General features: G+C 53.5%; 14 protein-coding genes and 1 tRNA gene. 6 read left to right on the forward strand and 9 right to left on the reverse strand.

The features are described 5' to 3' along the window. The first annotated feature begins 62 nt into the window (after positions 1-62). On the forward strand, positions 63-1,577 hold the full coding sequence (locus AAC637_RS09980; RefSeq protein ID WP_340303434.1) for a malonate--CoA ligase: 1,515 nt from the start codon (positions 63-65) through the stop codon (positions 1,575-1,577). Here the strand turns inward: AAC637_RS09980 and AAC637_RS09985 are convergent. From AAC637_RS09985 to AAC637_RS09995, 3 genes are all read right to left on the reverse strand, one after another. After that, positions 1,574-2,623 (reverse strand): DMT family transporter, encoded by a 1,050-nt coding sequence (locus tag AAC637_RS09985; RefSeq protein WP_340303435.1) that lies wholly within the window; start codon positions 2,621-2,623, stop codon positions 1,574-1,576. The two genes, AAC637_RS09980 and AAC637_RS09985, sit on opposite strands and share 4 nt — an antisense overlap. Then, a complete protein-coding gene (locus AAC637_RS09990; RefSeq protein ID WP_340303436.1) occupies positions 2,595-3,548 on the reverse strand; it encodes a class I SAM-dependent DNA methyltransferase in 954 nt (317 codons plus the stop codon). Before AAC637_RS09990 ends, AAC637_RS09985 begins: the two co-directional genes overlap by 29 nt. A gap of 207 nt (positions 3,549-3,755) precedes the next feature. Continuing rightward, positions 3,756-5,417, reverse strand: coding sequence for a flavin-containing monooxygenase (locus tag AAC637_RS09995; protein ID WP_340303437.1), 1,662 nt, complete (start codon positions 5,415-5,417; stop codon positions 3,756-3,758). 166 nt (positions 5,418-5,583) lie between these two features. Here AAC637_RS09995 and AAC637_RS10000 point away from each other — a divergent pair, with 166 nt between their 5' ends. Continuing rightward, positions 5,584-6,501, forward strand: coding sequence for a DMT family transporter (locus tag AAC637_RS10000; RefSeq protein ID WP_340303438.1), 918 nt, complete (start codon positions 5,584-5,586; stop codon positions 6,499-6,501). A gap of 19 nt (positions 6,502-6,520) precedes the next feature. Beyond that, positions 6,521-7,114: a YdeI/OmpD-associated family protein gene (locus AAC637_RS10005; protein WP_340303439.1), complete on the forward strand. Its 594-nt coding sequence runs from the start codon at positions 6,521-6,523 to the stop codon at positions 7,112-7,114. Positions 7,115-7,373: 259 nt separating this feature from the next. Here the strand turns inward: AAC637_RS10005 and AAC637_RS10010 are convergent. From AAC637_RS10010 to AAC637_RS10030, 5 genes are all read right to left on the reverse strand, one after another. Beyond that, positions 7,374-7,448: transfer RNA gene (locus AAC637_RS10010), tRNA-Glu, on the reverse strand. A 104-nt stretch (positions 7,449-7,552) separates the two neighbouring features. Further along, positions 7,553-9,334 (reverse strand): single-stranded-DNA-specific exonuclease RecJ, encoded by a 1,782-nt coding sequence (gene recJ / locus AAC637_RS10015; RefSeq protein ID WP_340303440.1) that lies wholly within the window; start codon positions 9,332-9,334, stop codon positions 7,553-7,555. Positions 9,335-9,381: 47 nt separating this feature from the next. Continuing rightward, positions 9,382-10,350: a class II fructose-bisphosphatase gene (glpX, locus tag AAC637_RS10020; protein WP_340303441.1), complete on the reverse strand. Its 969-nt coding sequence runs from the start codon at positions 10,348-10,350 to the stop codon at positions 9,382-9,384. A gap of 18 nt (positions 10,351-10,368) precedes the next feature. After that, a complete protein-coding gene (locus tag AAC637_RS10025; protein WP_340303442.1) occupies positions 10,369-11,655 on the reverse strand; it encodes a homoserine dehydrogenase in 1,287 nt (428 codons plus the stop codon). Between the two features lie 112 nt (positions 11,656-11,767). Further along, entirely contained in the window at positions 11,768-12,028 is a 261-nt protein-coding gene (locus tag AAC637_RS10030; RefSeq protein WP_340303443.1) for a hypothetical protein, read from the reverse strand. Between the two features lie 167 nt (positions 12,029-12,195). Here AAC637_RS10030 and AAC637_RS10035 point away from each other — a divergent pair, with 167 nt between their 5' ends. After that, positions 12,196-13,272 carry a pyridoxal-phosphate dependent enzyme gene (locus AAC637_RS10035; protein ID WP_340303444.1) on the forward strand — a complete coding sequence of 359 codons (1,077 nt, stop codon included), beginning with the start codon at positions 12,196-12,198 and terminating at the stop codon, positions 13,270-13,272. Continuing rightward, positions 13,265-14,416, forward strand: a complete 1,152-nt coding sequence (locus AAC637_RS10040; protein ID WP_340303445.1) for a M24 family metallopeptidase — start codon at positions 13,265-13,267, stop codon at positions 14,414-14,416. Before AAC637_RS10035 ends, AAC637_RS10040 begins: the two co-directional genes overlap by 8 nt. Positions 14,417-14,422: 6 nt before the next feature. On the opposite strand, the gene glyA is transcribed toward AAC637_RS10040, so the two are convergent. Next, positions 14,423-15,718: a serine hydroxymethyltransferase gene (gene glyA, locus AAC637_RS10045; RefSeq protein WP_340303446.1), complete on the reverse strand. Its 1,296-nt coding sequence runs from the start codon at positions 15,716-15,718 to the stop codon at positions 14,423-14,425. Between the two features lie 235 nt (positions 15,719-15,953). Here glyA and AAC637_RS10050 point away from each other — a divergent pair, with 235 nt between their 5' ends. Continuing rightward, a complete protein-coding gene (locus tag AAC637_RS10050) occupies positions 15,954-16,721 on the forward strand; it encodes an NAD kinase (protein WP_340303447.1) in 768 nt (255 codons plus the stop codon). Positions 16,722-16,723: the final 2 nt, after the last annotated feature.

Raw genomic sequence — 16,723 nt, forward strand, 5'->3', positions numbered from 1 at the left:
TTAGGGCAGAGGGCGATAAAACGTCCCAAATCAGCGCGCCTATAGGAGTGAGGAAATCGCAAATGAGCAACCCCCTTTTTGACGCTTTATTGGCCCCTCATCAGGGCAAGGAGAGCAGCTTTCTCATTTTGCCGGACGGGTCAGAAATGGCACATAGCGCATTCCTTGGTTTGGCCAACCAAATGGCGCATGCTTTGCGCGCCGCCGATGTGGGGGTGGGGGATCGGGTTGCGGTGCATGTTGAGAAAACCGCGCCTGCCTTGGCGCTTTATGCGGCGTGTATCACGGCGGGTGCTGTGTTTTTGCCACTGAACACCGCCTACACGCCCGCAGAACTATCCTATTTCATCACTGATGCTGACGCGGCGCTCGTGGTCTGTGATCCATCTGAAATGGCCGCTTTGACCGCAATTGCCGAAACCTGCAACGCGGCGATCCTGACCTTGGATGCGTCAGGGAAGGGCAGTTTGACAACCGCAGCGGAGCAGCATTCTACGAACTTCACGCCTGTGCCCCGCAGGCAAGATGATCTCGCGGCGCTTCTTTATACTTCGGGGACAACGGGCCGCTCAAAGGGGGCGATGTTGACCCATGAGAACCTGCTGTCAAACGCGAGCGCCTTGGCCGAGGCATGGCGCTTTAAAGGGGATGATGTGCTGCTGCACGCTTTGCCGATATTCCATTCGCATGGGCTTTTTGTGGCTTGCAATGTCAGCTTGTTGGCAGGCAATGCGATGATCTTTCTGCCAAAATTTGACCAAGAGGCAATTATGCAGCTCTTGCCGCGCGCCACCACGATGATGGGCGTGCCAACCTTCTACACGCGGCTGTTGGAGGATGCCCGCTTCACCCGTGACTTGGTCGCGCATATGCGGCTGTTTGTGTCTGGCTCTGCGCCGCTTTTGGCGGAAACCCATCTGGCTTTTGAGGGGCGCACAGGTCACCGCATTCTTGAAAGATACGGGATGACTGAGACGAATATGAACACCTCAAACCCCTATACGGGGGATCGGCGCGCAGGAACGGTAGGCTTTCCCCTAAAGGGGGTAGAGGTGCGTGTTTGTGATCCTGAGACGTGCGTAGAATTACCCACGGGGGAGATCGGGATGCTTCATGTGCGCGGGCCCAATGTATTTTGTGGCTATTGGAATATGCCTGAAAAAACCCGTGAAGAACTGCTTGAAGATGGGTTTTTCGTCACGGGCGATTTGGCCAAGATTGATGCGGATGGCTATGTCACCATCGTGGGGCGGGGTAAGGATCTGATCATCTCAGGCGGGTTTAACATTTACCCAAAAGAGATCGAGATGTTCCTCGATGCGCAGTCAGGGGTTAAGGAAAGCGCTGTCATCGGTGCGCCGCACCCTGATTTTGGTGAAAGCGTGGTGGCGGTTTTGGTGCCTGAGGCAGAAGACAGTATTGATTTGGATGCAATCCTTGCCGCGGCCAAGGTGGAACTTGCAGGGTTCAAGCGTCCCCGTCATTTTGTCATTGTCGAGGCCTTGCCGCGCAACACAATGGGCAAAGTTCAAAAGGCCGAGATGCGCAAAACCTATGCAGATGTGTTTCAGGCCTAGACAGGTGGTGTCGGGCGGCGTTGCAAATCTGCGCGCCGCTCACGTGCGAAGACATAAAGTCCTGATCCCACTATAATCGCGATACCTAACCAAGTTAGGCTGTCTGGGAAATCTCGGAACAGGAAATACCCCACCGCGACCGATCCCGCGATTTCGAGATATTGCAGCGGCGCGATTGTAGCTGTGGGTGCCAGTTTTAAGGCGACTGACAGCAACAGATGAGAAATTGTGGCCAGGATACCCACGGCCAATAAGGCCATTATGGCAAATTCACTGGGCCAAACGGGATCTAACCATGGGTTGTTCGTGCCCTCAAACCCAATAATGAGGGGCAGGATTAACAGGGATGCCCCCAAGGCCGTATAAGCCTGAAGCGCGATTGGATGTTGGCGGTCTGACATTGTGCGCGTGAGGATCATATAGGCGGCAAATGTCACAGCCGTGCCAAGGGGGAGTAACGCCACAAACCCCAATTCCTGAAAGCTTGGTTGGATCACAAAAAGCGCACCGATAAACCCAATAACACAGGCGGTTATACGGCGTGGGCCAACCTGTTCACCTAGCAAAAGGCCCCCCATGAGGGTTAAGATGAATGGCTCGACAAAGAAGATGGCCATAGCATTTGCAATCGGCATGTATCGAATGGCTGAGAAAAAGCAAAATGTTGCCAAGAGCAGCATCAAGCCGCGCATCAGATGCCCCACAACATCGCGCGCCGTGGGACGCATGGCGACACCCATCATAATCGCCAAGGGGATCAAGATCACAACTTGGACCCCGAAGCGCGCCGCAACAATTTGTAGCACGGGCACCTCATTTGGGGTAAGCTTGGCCATCCCGTCCATAATTGGGGCGGTGATGCAAAAGCCGATCATAAAAAGAATACCCAAAACAGGCTTATCTGCGGTGCTGCGCATGCTGTGATCCATCGTGATACTGGCCCATACAAACAGGGACGTATGCCGCATCACTGGCACGATCACACGGTTTTGGGAATGATAATTTGCGGGCGCGGGTTTAGGCCATGACCTCATTGTGATCATCATCGCGCAAGGGGACTTGGCGATGGGCGGGTGTCGCAATTACGATCAACCCCATCACATCTTCTCCACGATCTTGGCGAATTGGGGCTTTGGTGATCTTCGGAGGGGCAAAACCCGCTTGCGCAAGAAGATCAGTGATATAGTTCTGTGAATGTGTGAAACGGCGTGATGCCATTAGACGCACGGGCGCATCACCTGCCTCGACCGTGAAACAAAGACGCCCTTCGGGCAAAAGCGCATCGGCGCACCATCCGATTACCTGTTCCAAAGCACCGATATAATTGAACACATCCGCCGCCACGATCAGGTCATAGCTTGCACCGATAAGTGCCAATTCTGTGATGTCGCATTTGTCTAGCCTGTCGTAACAGCCTTTTTCCTGTGCCTCGGACAACATGGCCGCAGATAGGTCATACCCAACAAGCCGCGCCGTAATTGGGCGCAATAGAACCCCCATTAGGCCCGTGCCGCACCCCAAATCCAGTGCAGCATCGGTGTGGCGAAGGTCTGTGCGCGACAACTCTTCAGCAATCAATTCTGGTGCGCGATACCCAAGCCCCTCGCGCAGTGATCTCTCGAAGCGCGGCGCGTATTGATCAAATAATGTCTCGATAAAGGCCGCGGGCATGCGGTCGGTGATGGGGTCAGCTCGCGCGATAAGATCGCATTTCATCGCTGCACCGAAAGGATCGCTTGGGTCGAGGCTCATAGCCTTACGCCAAGCTGCAAGGGCCAAATCTGCTTCGCCTGTGGCCTCGTGATATTCACCCAAACGATACCACCCAGCCGCCCAATCAGGGGATAACTCAAGCGCGGAATTTAACGCCTCGACCGCGCCTGCAGCATCGCCTAAATGGGCGAGGGTCTCGGCAAAAGATGCGCGCCTATCTGCCGCCGTATCGCCAGAGGAAAAGGTGTTAAACCCCATGATTTTTTAACTTTAAACCTTGGCCTAACGTCTTTGTTGCGTCCGTGGCCATGAAACTACGGCTGAGCCCCGTAGCAAAGTCGCAAATATGTCCTGACTGTCCTGCAGTCAAGCACCTTAACACATTAAATCAAGGTATCACTTTGGCCTTCAATTTTTGTTGTAATCTTTGGATTTGGTAGCTTGCACGCAGATGCGATTAATTATTTACGACATGCTGACGTCACGGATCATTTGAAAGCCCGTATAACCGTTCTTTGCTATATCTTCACAACGGGCGCTGTAGACATCTAGCCCGCCAGCATACGGCATGAACACACGTGGTTTTCCGGGAATATTAGCTCCCAAATACCAAGAGTGGTTTGCCTTAGGTAGCAGGGTGTTACTCGCAACTGTATTCACGTGTTCTGTCCATTGAAACATCGCTTCTTCACGAACCTCAACGGATCGAACTTTGTTAGATTCGGCAAATTGTAATAAGTCAGTAATCCAATTCACATTTTGCTCAATCGATCTTGGCATATTGGTTAAGACTGATGGGCTGCCTGGCCCAGTAACAATGAACATATTTGGAAAATGAGCTACGCCGACACCTAGGTAGGTCTTTGGTCCTTCGCGCCACGCGTCACACAGTCGAAGGCCGTTTTTTCCGACTATGTCCATATTAAGAAGTGCGCCGGACATCGCATCAAAGCCAGTGGCAAATACTATGATATCGACTTCGATCTTTGTCCCGTCCTCAAGAACCAAACCGTGCTTGTCTAATTTCGAAATCGGGTTTTCACGAACATCAACAAGATGAACATTCTTGCGATTGTAGGTTTCGAAATAATTTGTATCTATCGGGGGACGCTTTGTCGCGAATGGGTGATCGGACGGCAGTAACTTTTTAGCGGTGTCTTGGTCCCCGACAATTTCAAATATCTTTGAGCGTATAAAATCGGACATGATTTTATTTGATTGCTCGTTGAATAGAATGTCCTGAAAACTTTCACGGAACCGAAGGCCTCCTATCTCCCAGGCTTCTTCTAAAATCTCGGTCCGTTCGTTTTCAGGTGTTTCAACTAGATTCCTTGGAGGAGCTGTCCATGGATGGCCATGCCGTGATGATAGCATCTGAGCCCTTACATGGTTTCGTTCTTCTGTAAATTTTGAATGAAAATCGGGGTGCAGTGGAGCATTTCTAGCTGGAACACTGTAATTGGGGGTGCGCTGTAAGACAGTTAACTGCTGCGCCTCTTCTGCAATCACTGGAATTGCCTGAATTCCGGTTGAGCCTGTGCCAATAATCGCTACCGATTTGTTGTGAAAATCTACGCCATCATGAGGCCATTGACCCGTATGGTATATTTGACCTTCAAATTCTTGCGCGCCATCAAAATCTGGAGTGTTTGTCGAGGACAAGCAGCCCACCGCCGATACCAGATATTTTGCTTCAATACTAAAGCCACTATTGCACTGTATTTCCCAGCATGCCGTGTCTTCATTCCACACAGCTGTTTTGACGCGTTGATCAAGATAAATGTCACGTCGCAAATGCAATTTGTCTGCACAAAAATTCAGATAGGAGAGTATCTCAGCTTGGCCCGGATATCGCTCTGACCATCTCCATTCGTTCAGAATTTCGTCCGAAAAATAATAACAATATGTGTGGCTTTCTGAGTCACACCGAGCGCCCGGGTACCGGTTCCAGTACCAAGTCCCCCCAACACCAGCGCCAGCCTCAACAATAGCGGCTTTCAAATGCAAGTTATCCCGCAATAAATGAAGCTGATATAGGCCGGAAAATCCAGCGCCGATGATGAGGGCATCAAGCTGTAATTTCGATCCTTTAGCCACGGGGTGTTGAACAATCGATGCGTTCGCCATTGTCTTTTTAAACTTTAGTGTTTCAGAATTTCCTCTAGGAGGTAGCACTGTAACGTGACTATTCTAGTCTGGACAGAGCTAAGGCAGTTGTTGAATTGACAATGAAAACTTTGTGATGTGTCTGTGGAAGCTAGTAATCTGATAAATAAAAGAAAAGTGGTGAAATTTGACTAATAAAATTGGGATTGTTTGGGCAAATCAATCCGCATCGTTAAAAAGTATTTTTTTGATGATAGCATCCACTTTCTTTGCTGCGACGATGCATGTTCTTGTAAGGATTAATACCGAAGACTTGCACGCCTTTGAGGTCGCTTTTTTCAGGAGTCTCTTTGGGTTTATCGTGATTTTACCGATGATAGTTCGATCACGTTTTAAGTTTCTAAAAACGACTAAGTTACGGTTACACCTTGTCCGTGGTCTCTTAAACACAACTTCAATGCTAATGTTCTTTTCTAGTTTAGGATTGATTACGTTAGCTCGCGTTAATTCGCTAAGTTTTACAGCCCCAATCTTTTTGGCAATATTAAGCGTGATCTTCTTGGGTGAGCGCTTCCGGATTTATCGTTGGATGGCAATTGTCATGGGCTTCATAGGAATGCTCATCATTCTTCGCCCAGGTTGGTTGGAAATTGACACTGGTTCGATATTGGTGCTTGCGTCAGCTTTTTTTTGGGCTGGATCAATGCTATTTATTAAAATCTTATCAAAAACTGACGATAGCTTGACCATAGTTTCTTGGATGGGCGTCACCACGATTATTTTATCGTTCATTCCAGCTATTTTGGTTTGGAAAACCCCAGATTTTCATCAACTTGTTTGGCTAGCCGTTATTGGATGCCTGGGATCTGCTACGCAGCTCACCCTTAGCCAAGCATTCAAGGAGGGGGACCCAACTTTATTGATGCCTTTTGACTATGTTAAGTTAATTTGGGGCATTGTATTCGGGTTTTGGCTCTTTGGTGAAGTCCCTGATGTTTTCACTTGGATCGGTGGAACTATAATTTTTGCCTCAGGAGTGCTCATTGCTATGAGAGAAAAGAAAAGTAACGCGAAGCCCGCACATGCATCGACCTCAGTGGTTTAATAGTATCCGATGAAGCCTCATGGTCAGTCAAGCAATGGACGCCCACGATAAATTCGAGAAATTGGAAGTCAAATCAGCAAACGAACTGCGCGATTGGCTAGTTAAACACCACGCTCAATCTGAGAGTGTTTGGCTAGTGACATGGAAGAAAGCTGCAAACGCCCCTTACGTGTCTCGGGATGAGGTTCTCGATCAGCTTATTGCGTTCGGCTGGATTGACGGCATCAGGCGACAGCTCGATAAAAAAAAGACCATGCAACTTATTTCACCCCGCAAACAGCAAGCGTGGGCGAAATCCTACAAGGACAGAGCAGAGAAATTAGAAGCTAGCGGCCAGATGCACGAAGCTGGCCGTGCCGCGATAATGTTTTCAAAGCAGAGTGGTCTTTGGAATGACACCGATGAGGTGGATGCGCTGATTATTCCAAAGGATTTGCAGGATGCGCTTTCTTCCAACGAAGTAGCTTGGCAATTTTTTGGTGCGTCTGCACCCAGCTATCGCCGAAACGTTCTTCGGTGGCTTCACGCTGCGAAACGTAAAGAAACACGCGCTGGTCGAATTTCCAAAATTGTTGCGCTGTCCTCTCAGTCCGTGAAATTGCCAAACCTTTAACACACAAACGACAGCAATGCGCGTGCGCGCGGGAGCAAACACGCAGCCACGCGCGTGCGGGACGGTGGTTCGGGTTTAGCATGAAATTACGTCTAAGTTCAGCTGATGATTTGCCAGATTGGCCTATTTTACGAAATTTTTGCCTTGCGCGTATCGCCATTTACTTGTGTGGACGCCATGCGGCGTGGGGACGAATGTGGGGACACAGAGCTTGGAAATTTACTAAGCTATTGAAATTATTTTATATTTGGGGGAGATGTGGCAGCCCGTAGGGGAATCGAACCCCTCTTTCCAGGTTGAAAACCTGGCGTCCTAACCGATAGACGAACGGGCCACGCTTAGTGTGGGCGGTTCTTAGGAAATGTGCGGCTGAGGCGCAAGAGGATTCTGTACTACTGCGCGCTAATTTTTTATTTCATAAATTGATCTAGGTCTAACTCAGCTTGCTTGGCCATCTGCCCACGCGGCATCTTCAAGGCGCAATTGTACTTTGCTGCGGCCCTGCCAATAGTTCAACTCGAGCCGCCCTGCGATGTGGATGTTGCGTCCTGATCGCTGTGCCTCTTGTAAAGCAGGACCAAGCGGGCCCTCCATAGCTCCAAAAGCAATGCCGTCTATTTTCGTAGGACCGCCATCGGTGGCAGTGAATTTTAAATGAGTTTCGCCCACCGGTTTTGAGAAGATGATTTTCATATTTGGAAAGCCAAGGCGTGGAGCGGGGGCTGAGGCACCGAATGGTCCTACTTGGTCCAACAGTTCTATTAATTCCGTCGTGGCTCCCGAGGGTAGGATTATAGCGTCGACCCGTAAATCTTGATGTATGGTGAGACCTGAACCTTGACGAGCTAGAAGATCTGACAAGCGTGCCATCGCGGGTTCTAGTTGCGCGCGATCGAGACTTAGACCTGCAGCCATTTTGTGCCCGCCGCCTTTTTCAATCAGGCCCTCTGCCGCTAACTTTTGTATGGCTGCGCCTAGGTCAATACCCGCAACTGAACGACCAGATCCCTTGCCGGCATTCCCATCAAAGCCGATGACAATGGCTGGACGGTTCGATGCTTCTTTTAGTCGGCTTGCAACAATACCTACCACACCAGCGTGCCATCCATCGTTTGCAGCCCAGACAAGCGGTGCATCCAAACCGCGCGCTTCTGCTTGCGCAAAAGCTGCATTACGTACTGCAGCCTCGATTTCGCGGCGGTCTGTGTTGAGGCTTTCGAGCTTGGTTGCTATCGCTTGGGCCTTATTCGGCTCAGTCTCGCACAAAAGTTTCGCACCAAGATCGGCTTCTCCAATACGTCCTCCTGCATTGATGCGTGGGCCGAGGACGAATCCTAAATGGTAGGCGCTTGGAGGACGATCAAGGCGAGCTACATCGCATAGCGCCACAATCCCTGGACGCGCACGTCTTGCCATGACAGCTAGTCCTTGACGCACAAATGCGCGATTTACCCCGATTAATGGCGCAACGTCAGCCACTGTAGCCAGAGCAACTAGATCTAGCATTGCCATTAGATCAGGGCCGATTTTGTCATGAACTTTTCTTAGCTCACGGTTCATTTCCACTAATACTAAAAATACAACAGCAGCCGCACAAAGATGACCCCATTCTCCAGTTTCGTCTTGGCGATTTGGGTTTACAACGGCGACACAATTGGGCAACTTAGCACCACCCAAATGGTGATCGAGAACCACCACATCACAGTTTGCTGCTGCGATTGGCTCATGTGACAAGGTCCCACAATCAACACAGATGATAAGATCATGTGAAGCGCCTAGTTCCTGCATTGCAGGGATGTTTGGGCCATAGCCTTCGTCAATTCGATCAGGCACATATATGGTGGCGTCGTGGCCCAATTGACGCAGCCAGTCGACCAAAAGTGTGGCAGAGCTAGCCCCATCGACATCGTAATCTGCAAAAATTGCAATCTTTTGGCGCGTGGTGGCGGCGGTCAAGATACGAACTGCGGCCTTATTCATATCCAGCAAATTGCTTGGGTCAGGCAGCAGGTCGCGAAGTGTTGGGTTCAAAAAACTTTTGGCCTGCTCAGACAATACTCTGCGCTGCGCCAAAAGCATGGCCACAGGTTGGGGGAGTTGCGCTTCACGCGCAATTACGGTTGCATGGCGCGCCATTTCAGTTGCAGGCGCGACCCATCTTTTGCCCGTAAGCGATACCTTTACTTCAAGGCAGATATTCGCGTTCAAATCATCTGTCATAACAGATTTCGTGGTATGAGCTCCGTGGGTTTTGTAGTGTTGGTCATTTAGCGACCCGTAGGATGACGGTAGCTCATACGGCGAATTGATCCCGTTTTGGAGCGCATTAAGACCGTTTCTGTGGTCAGCCAACCTGGTTCTCTTTTGATGCCGGAAAGGATCGATCCTGAGGTCACACCTGTGGCAGCGAAGATCACATCCTCTGTTACCATTTCATCGCGCGTGTAGACGCGTTCAAAATCGCTGATGCCTGCCTTGGTGGCGCGGGCGCGTTCATCGTCACTGCGGAATACCAAGCGGCCCCACATCTGACCGCCCATGCATTTCAGGGCTGCTGCGGCTAGAACTCCTTCCGGTGCACCACCTTGGCCCATATACATATCAATACCAGTCAGATTAGCCTCGGCGGTATGAATGACGCCTGCTACATCGCCGTCGGTAATCAAACGGATCGAGGCGCCTGTGCCGCGAATTTCCGAAATTATCGCCTCATGTCGGGGGCGCTCAAGAACACAGACTGTGATATCGTTTGGGCTGCATCCGCGCGCTTTGGCAAGAGCCGTAACACGTTCTGAAGGAGTCATATCTAGGTTGAGGATGCCTTCAGGATAGCCAGGCCCAATTGCAAGCTTATCCATATAAGTATCAGGCGCGTGAAGCATAGATCCACGTGGCCCCATCGCAATCACGGTCAAGGCGTTTGGCATGTCCTTTGCGGTCAGGGTAGTCCCTTCAAGCGGATCGAGCGCTATATCCACAGCGGGGCCATTTCCCGTGCCAACCTCTTCGCCGATATATAACATTGGGGCTTCGTCTCGTTCGCCCTCACCGATCACAACCACACCCTGGATATCGAGCAGGTTCAACTGCTGGCGCATGGCGTTTACGGCGGCTTGGTCGGCGGCCTTTTCATCGCCGCGGCCAATAAGATCTGCCGAGGCAATCGCCGCCGCTTCAGAAACACGGGCCAAGCCCAAAGAGAGCATACGATCATTGAAATCGGATTTTTGCGACATGGCGGTATGGCCTTTCTTTCAGACGTCTTCGATGCGCAGGGCGACAGGGGGGCTCATCAGCACACCCGTCTGCGGCAGGGCGGCAAGCGCCTCTTGCAACGCGGGCTGTGCGGCTTTGTGGGTCACAATCAAAACAGGCGCGGCCTCGTCTGGGTGATCATATTGGCGCATCCGATCAATAGAAATGCCATTATCCCCCAAAACTGTGGCAGTTTTTGCCAAAGCGCCCGGTTTGTCGGTCAAGGTCATGCGGATATAGTAGCAAGCCGCCGAAGCCGCTGATGCAGGAGGGGCTGCCTTGAGCGTTTTTGCAGGTTGGCCAAAGGTCGCAACCCGTATGCCGCGCGCAATGTCGCAAATATCAGACAGCACCGCGCTGGCGGTTGGGCCTTCGCCTGCACCCGCGCCGCGCAGCACGATTTGACCAACATGATCGCCTTCGACCACCACCATATTCGTGCCGCCCTCAAGCTGTCCTAAGGGGGAGGAGGCGGGAACAAGGCAAGGGCTCATGCGCTGCTCTAGGCCACGGCCCGTCATCCGCGCCACGCCCAAAAGTTTGATCTTGAACCCCAGATCAGCCGCGCGATTGATATCTTCGATGGTGACAGCACCGATCCCCTCAAGGCGCATGCCGTCAAAATCAACCTTTGTGCCAAAGGCGATAGAGGACAGAAGCGCCAATTTATGACCCGCATCAATGCCGCCTACGTCAAGCTGTGGATCCGCCTCCAAATAGCCAAGACCATCGGCTTCGGCAAAGGCCTCCTCATAGGTGAGGCCCGCATTTTCCATCCGCGTGAGGATGTAGTTGCAGGTTCCGTTCATCACGCCCATCACGCGGGTGATCTGGTTGCCTGCCAAACCTTCGGTCAAAGATTTGATGATTGGAATGCCACCCGCCACTGCAGCCTCAAAGCGCAGGACAACGTTCTTATCCTCTGCCGCTTCGGCCAATTCTTGCCCATGCAAGGCCAAAAGCGCCTTATTGGCTGTGACAACATCTTTGCCTGCGGCAATCGCGGCCTCGGTCGCGGCCTTGGCAGGGCCATCCGAGCCGCCAATCAGTTCAACAAAGACATCCACATCCTCGCGCTTGGCAAGTGCTACGGGGTCATCTTCCCATGCGTATTTCGCCAAATTCACGCCGCGATCTTTGTCACGGCTGCGGGCGCTTACGGCGGAAATGGTGACCTTGCGCCCTGTGCGGGCTTCAATGAGCGCGCCATTGTTCTGAATCATCTTGATGACACCTGTGCCGACGGTGCCAAGACCTGCGATTGCAAGACGCAAAGGGCGTTTCATGATCCCGAACCTCCAAATACTTATGGGCAAGGCGCACATTCTTAAGTTGAACCCCTGTTAGCCCCTTCCAATGCAAGGTGCAACGCAGGCAGGGCAACTATTCCACACGGATTTAATTGAGTGGCGCGTTGGCCAAGGCAGCGGCGCGGTGGCGCATGTCTTCTGCGCGCTTGGACAATTCCCCAACAGTGGCCTCAGCGGTGCTCGGTGTCTCGGCGCGGGTCGGGTCACGCACTCCCTCAACTTCAAGCGCGCCAAGCGGCAAAAGCGCGGGGTAACTTGCGGCGCGCAGATCTTGGCGCGCGGTGTTCTGTGCGCTGCAAGCAGACAGCGCGAGGGGCAAGACCAGCAAAAGGGACGTGATATATCGCATGATCTTGCGATAGCGCGTCAATCGGCTTGGGTCTAGCCTTGTTTGCGTGCTCAGGCCTTTGCCATTTGGCAAATTGGCGGTTTTTGTGGTTAGAGTGACGCGGGGAACACGAAAGCACCGATAAACTGGTCTTAGGCTTGGTGCGATTAGAAAAGGGACATTGCGCCATGGAAGACACAGCCTTGCACCCAACCGCGATCCACGAGAACCCTTATCGTGGTTCGGGTCTGCCTGATTTGCAGTGCTTTCCCAGTCAGGATGCAAGCCCCGTTCAGGCGCTATTGGAACAGTGTCCCGCTTATGCACCCACGCCCCTTTTGGTGCGCGACGATTTAGCCAAAGCGGCAGGCACAGCCGCGTTTTTCGTCAAAGATGAGCGCGCGCGTATGGGGCTTGGAAGCTTCAAAGCCTTGGGCGCAGCCTATGTCATCGCCCGCGCTGCGCGCGCAGCCATGGAAAATGGGGCCACTGACTACAGCACGGCCCTGACAGGCCGCGCGTTTATCGCCGCAAGTGCTGGCAATCATGGTCTGTCTGTTGCGGCAGGCGCGCGTGTTTTTGGCGCGCGTGCCATAATTTATCTGTCTGACACTGTGCCTGAGGCTTTTGCCAATCGTTTGCGCGCGCAAGGGGCGGAACCGCGCCGTGCAGGGGCAACCTATGAGGAAAGCATGAAGGCCGCCGAGGCTGCAGCCGCGGCGGGGGAAGGCACGCTTTTGCCCGATAGCACATGGGCGGGTGAGATGACCCAAGGCTATCTCGTGATGGAGGGGTATTTGCAAATCGGGGCGGAAATGGCCGAAGCACTTGACAGCCCCCCAACCCATATTTTCTTGCAAGCAGGTGTGGGTGGCATGGCAGGGGCCTTGGCCGCCCATGCGCGCGCCACATGGCGGCAGACCCCGCAGATTATCGTGGTTGAGCCTGACGCAGCCCCCGCCCTGCAAGATGCGGTTATCGCGGGTCATGTGCTCGACAGCCACGGCCCTGTCTCAATTATGGGACGGCTTGACTGCAAAACCGCCTCGCTTGTGGCGCTTGCGGGGCTGGCGCGCGATGCAGATCAGTTTTTGACGATCTCAGATGGCCAAGCGGCCTCGGGCGTAGCGCGCTTGACCGAAGCAGGGCTTGCCTCCACGCCATCGGGTGCCGCGGGCGTGATTGCTGCGGCCTATCTTGGCTATGACTTCCCACCCGATGCGCGGGTTCTTTGTGTGTTGAGCGAAGGGCCAGAGGATGTCTGACCTGTTCCCGCCCTCTGAATATCACCGCCGTCATAGCGCGATTCAGGCCCGCCTACAGGCCGCAGACCTAGATGCAATTTTGCTGACCCAAGCCGCGGATATTTTCTATGTTACGGGTTTTCTCACCCGCTTTTGGGAAAGCCCCGCCCGGCCTTGGTTTGTGGTGATCCCCGCCACAGGCACCCCAATCGCCGTGATCCCCGAGATTGGGGCCTATCTTATGGGGAAATCGGTGATCTCCGATATCCGCACATGGCCCGCGCCGCGCCCCGAAGATGATGGGGTCAGCTTGTTGGCTGAGGCCTTATGTGACGTCACATCCAAAGACAGAAAGATCGGTGTGGCCATGGGCCTAGAGACGCAGCTGCGGATGCCTTTGGGGGATTTCTTTGCGCTGCAAACCCGTCTCGCCCCCCGCAGTTTTGTGGATGCGACAGATATCATGCACCGTACCCGCGAGATAAAATCAGCGCTTGAGATTGAAAAACTGCGCGCCGCCTGCGCCATTGGCAATCGTGCCTTTGCCCGCGTTGATGAAATTGCCCGTGTTGGCACGCCCTTAGACGCGGTGTTTCGGGCCTTTCAAATCCTGCTGCTCGAGGAGGGGGCTGACTGGGTGTCCTATGTCGCAGGGGGCGCGGGCGAGGGGGGCTATGGTGATGTGATCTCACCTGCCGCGCCGACACCCCTGCAGAGTGGTGATATTTTGATGCTTGATATAGGCGCGGTGAAAGACGGCTATTTTTGCGACTTTGATCGCAATTTTGCCATCGGCACCCCACGCCCTGAGGCGGCCCGCGGGCATCAGATTTTACAAGATGCGATCCATGCGGTGATGGAGGGGATCGCGCCGAATATACGCGCCTCAGACCTGCACGCCATGCTATGCCGCGAAATTACGGCGCGCGGCGGCACGCCTTGTGGTGGTCGCTTAGGGCACGGGTTGGGCGTGACGCTGACCGAATGGCCATCTCTTACACCGCACGATCAGACAATGCTGCCCGCAGGTATGGTTCTCACGCTTGAGCCATCTGTTGATCTAGGGCAGGGGCGAATACTGGTCGCCGAAGAAAATATTGTCCTGACAGAAAACGGGGCGGAGTTTTTAACAAACCCCGCCCCGCGTGACATCACAATTTTATAGGCGCTGTCAGATGCTTGGATAGATGGGGAAGCGCTGGCAGAGTGCCTTCACCTCTGCGGCAACTTTCGCCTCTACGGCGCCATTACCGTCTTCACCATTCGCGGCCAAGCCATCGACCACTTCAACGATCCAATCCGCAACTTGGCGGAATTCGGTCTCGGTAAAGCCACGGGTTGTGGCCGCAGGTGTTCCCAAACGCACGCCTGAGGTGATCATCGGCTTTTCGGTGTCAAACGGGATGCCGTTTTTGTTGCAGGTGATGTTGGCACGGCCAAGCGCCTTTTCAGTGGCGTTGCCTTTCACGCCTTTGGGGCGCAGGTCAACCAACATCAAATGCGTATCTGTGCCGCCTGTGACGATATCCAAGCCCCCCTTCATCAGCTGATCCGCCAGCGCCTTGGCATTGGCAATCACTTGGGTCTGATAGGCCTTGAATTCGGGGCGCAGCGCCTCACCAAAGGCCACAGCCTTGGCGGCGATCACATGCATCAACGGCCCGCCTTGAATGCCGGGGAAGATGGCAGAATTGACCTTCTTGGCGATATCTTCGTCATTGGTCAGGATCATCCCGCCGCGTGGCCCGCGCAGGGTTTTATGCGTGGTGGTGGTTGCAACATGCGCATGCGGGAAAGGCGAGGGGTAATGACCCGATGCCACAAGCCCCGCGAAATGCGCCATGTCGACCAAAAGATAAGCACCGACACTGTCAGCAATCTCACGCATTTTTGCAAAATCAATGACGCGCGGAATGGCCGAGCCGCCCGCGATCAGCATTTTGGGCTTATGTTCAGCCGCAAGTTCGGCAATCGCTTCATAGTCGATTTCCATGTCCTGCTTGCGCACGCCGTATTGAATGGCGTTAAACCACTTGCCCGATTGGTTGGGCTTGGCGCCATGGGTCAGGTGGCCGCCTGCATCAAGGCTCATGCCCAAGATGGTATCGCCGGGCGTCAAAAGAGCTGTGAAAACCCCTTGGTTCGCCTGGCTGCCTGAATTGGGCTGCACATTGGCATGCGCACAGTCAAACAATTTGCAGGCTCGCTCAATCGCAAGGTTTTCTGCGATATCGACATAATCGCAGCCGCCATAATACCGCCGACCTGGATAACCTTCGGCATATTTATTGGTCATCACCGAGCCTTGCGCAGCCATCACAGCAGCCGAGACGATGTTCTCGGAGGCGATCAATTCGATCTCTTCCCTTTGACGACCGAATTCTTTGGTAATCGCGCCAAAGATTTCAGGGTCACGGGTGCTGAGGGCTTCAGTGAAAAATCCATCGTCACGGTGGGGCGCAGTCATAGTGAGGGCTCCTTACATCGGGGGCGCGTTTTGTTGGGTCACGCGCGGGCGCTGTCTATCGCATGGTGTTTAGGGTAGAACAGCCCCTTGGAAAAGGGTGAAAGCGGCAATTCGACAGAGAGTCGCGCCCTGCCGCCCTGCAAGGCGGGCAAATTTGCACTGTTTTGCGGGGTCTTGTGTTTCGGCATGGCAGGGAACAGGATGGCGTCACCCCTGTCTCGCAAAGGTCGCGCAGATGAGCAAAGATTTGAAAATAGCCTTTTTGGCCTCGCGGGCGCGGATGGCGCAGGCAGCCCTTGCGGAATTGAGCGCGGCTTATGGCCAATCAACGCCTCAGGAGGCCGATATCATCGTGGCGCTTGGCGGGGATGGCTTCATGCTGTCGACCTTGCATGAAACCCAACCGCTCAATCGTCCTGTCTATGGAATGAACCGTGGTACGGTCGGCTTTTTGATGAATGAATATTCTGCCGATGGTTTGATGGCCCGCCTCACTGCGGCGGAGGAGGCGCAGATCAACCCGTTGCGCATGAAGGCGCGGCGCGCGACAGGCGAAACAGTCGAGGCTTTGGCAATCAATGAGGTCAGTTTGCTGCGTGCAGGCCCCCAAGCCGCCAAGCTGCGCATCCATGTTGATGGAAAGCTGCGCATGCAAGAACTGGTCTGCGATGGCGCGTTGTTATGCACGCCTGCAGGCTCGACCGCCTATAACTATTCCGCGCATGGCCCGATTTTGCCCATTGGTGCAGATGTTTTGGCGATGACCGCCGTGGCGGCCTTTCGTCCGCGCAGGTGGCGGGGGGCGCTGCTCAATAAATCATCCAACGTAATTTTCGAAGTGGTCGATCCTGACCACCGGCCTGTGATGGCAGATGCCGATAGCGTTTCGGTGAACAATGTCACCCATGTAGAGATATCCAGCGCGCAAGACGTGACCCATCGTATCCTGTTCGATCCAGGCCATGGTTTGGAAGAACGGCTTTTGCGCGAGCAATTCGTGTAATC

The organism is Roseobacter sp. HKCCD7870 (genome assembly GCF_037830315.1).
Taxonomy (GTDB): Bacteria; Pseudomonadota; Alphaproteobacteria; order Rhodobacterales; family Rhodobacteraceae; genus M30B80.

What these genes read in the sequence shown, in the direction of transcription:
- AAC637_RS10040 (WP_340303445.1), top strand. Translation starts at nt 13,265, where the DNA reads ATGTCTGACCTGTTCCCGCCCTCTGAATATCACCGCCGTCATAGCGCG.
- AAC637_RS09995 (WP_340303437.1), bottom strand. Translation starts at nt 5,417, where the DNA reads ATGGCGAACGCATCGATTGTTCAACACCCCGTGGCTAAAGGATCGAAA.
- AAC637_RS10050 (WP_340303447.1), top strand. Translation starts at nt 15,954, where the DNA reads ATGAGCAAAGATTTGAAAATAGCCTTTTTGGCCTCGCGGGCGCGGATG.
- AAC637_RS09990 (WP_340303436.1), bottom strand. Translation starts at nt 3,548, where the DNA reads ATGGGGTTTAACACCTTTTCCTCTGGCGATACGGCGGCAGATAGGCGC.
- AAC637_RS10030 (WP_340303443.1), bottom strand. Translation starts at nt 12,028, where the DNA reads ATGCGATATATCACGTCCCTTTTGCTGGTCTTGCCCCTCGCGCTGTCT.
- AAC637_RS10035 (WP_340303444.1), top strand. Translation starts at nt 12,196, where the DNA reads ATGGAAGACACAGCCTTGCACCCAACCGCGATCCACGAGAACCCTTAT.
- AAC637_RS10025 (WP_340303442.1), bottom strand. Translation starts at nt 11,655, where the DNA reads ATGAAACGCCCTTTGCGTCTTGCAATCGCAGGTCTTGGCACCGTCGGC.
- recJ (WP_340303440.1), bottom strand. Translation starts at nt 9,334, where the DNA reads ATGACAGATGATTTGAACGCGAATATCTGCCTTGAAGTAAAGGTATCG.
- glyA (WP_340303446.1), bottom strand. Translation starts at nt 15,718, where the DNA reads ATGACTGCGCCCCACCGTGACGATGGATTTTTCACTGAAGCCCTCAGC.
- AAC637_RS09985 (WP_340303435.1), bottom strand. Translation starts at nt 2,623, where the DNA reads ATGATGATCACAATGAGGTCATGGCCTAAACCCGCGCCCGCAAATTAT.
- glpX (WP_340303441.1), bottom strand. Translation starts at nt 10,350, where the DNA reads ATGTCGCAAAAATCCGATTTCAATGATCGTATGCTCTCTTTGGGCTTG.
- AAC637_RS09980 (WP_340303434.1), top strand. Translation starts at nt 63, where the DNA reads ATGAGCAACCCCCTTTTTGACGCTTTATTGGCCCCTCATCAGGGCAAG.
- AAC637_RS10005 (WP_340303439.1), top strand. Translation starts at nt 6,521, where the DNA reads ATGGTCAGTCAAGCAATGGACGCCCACGATAAATTCGAGAAATTGGAA.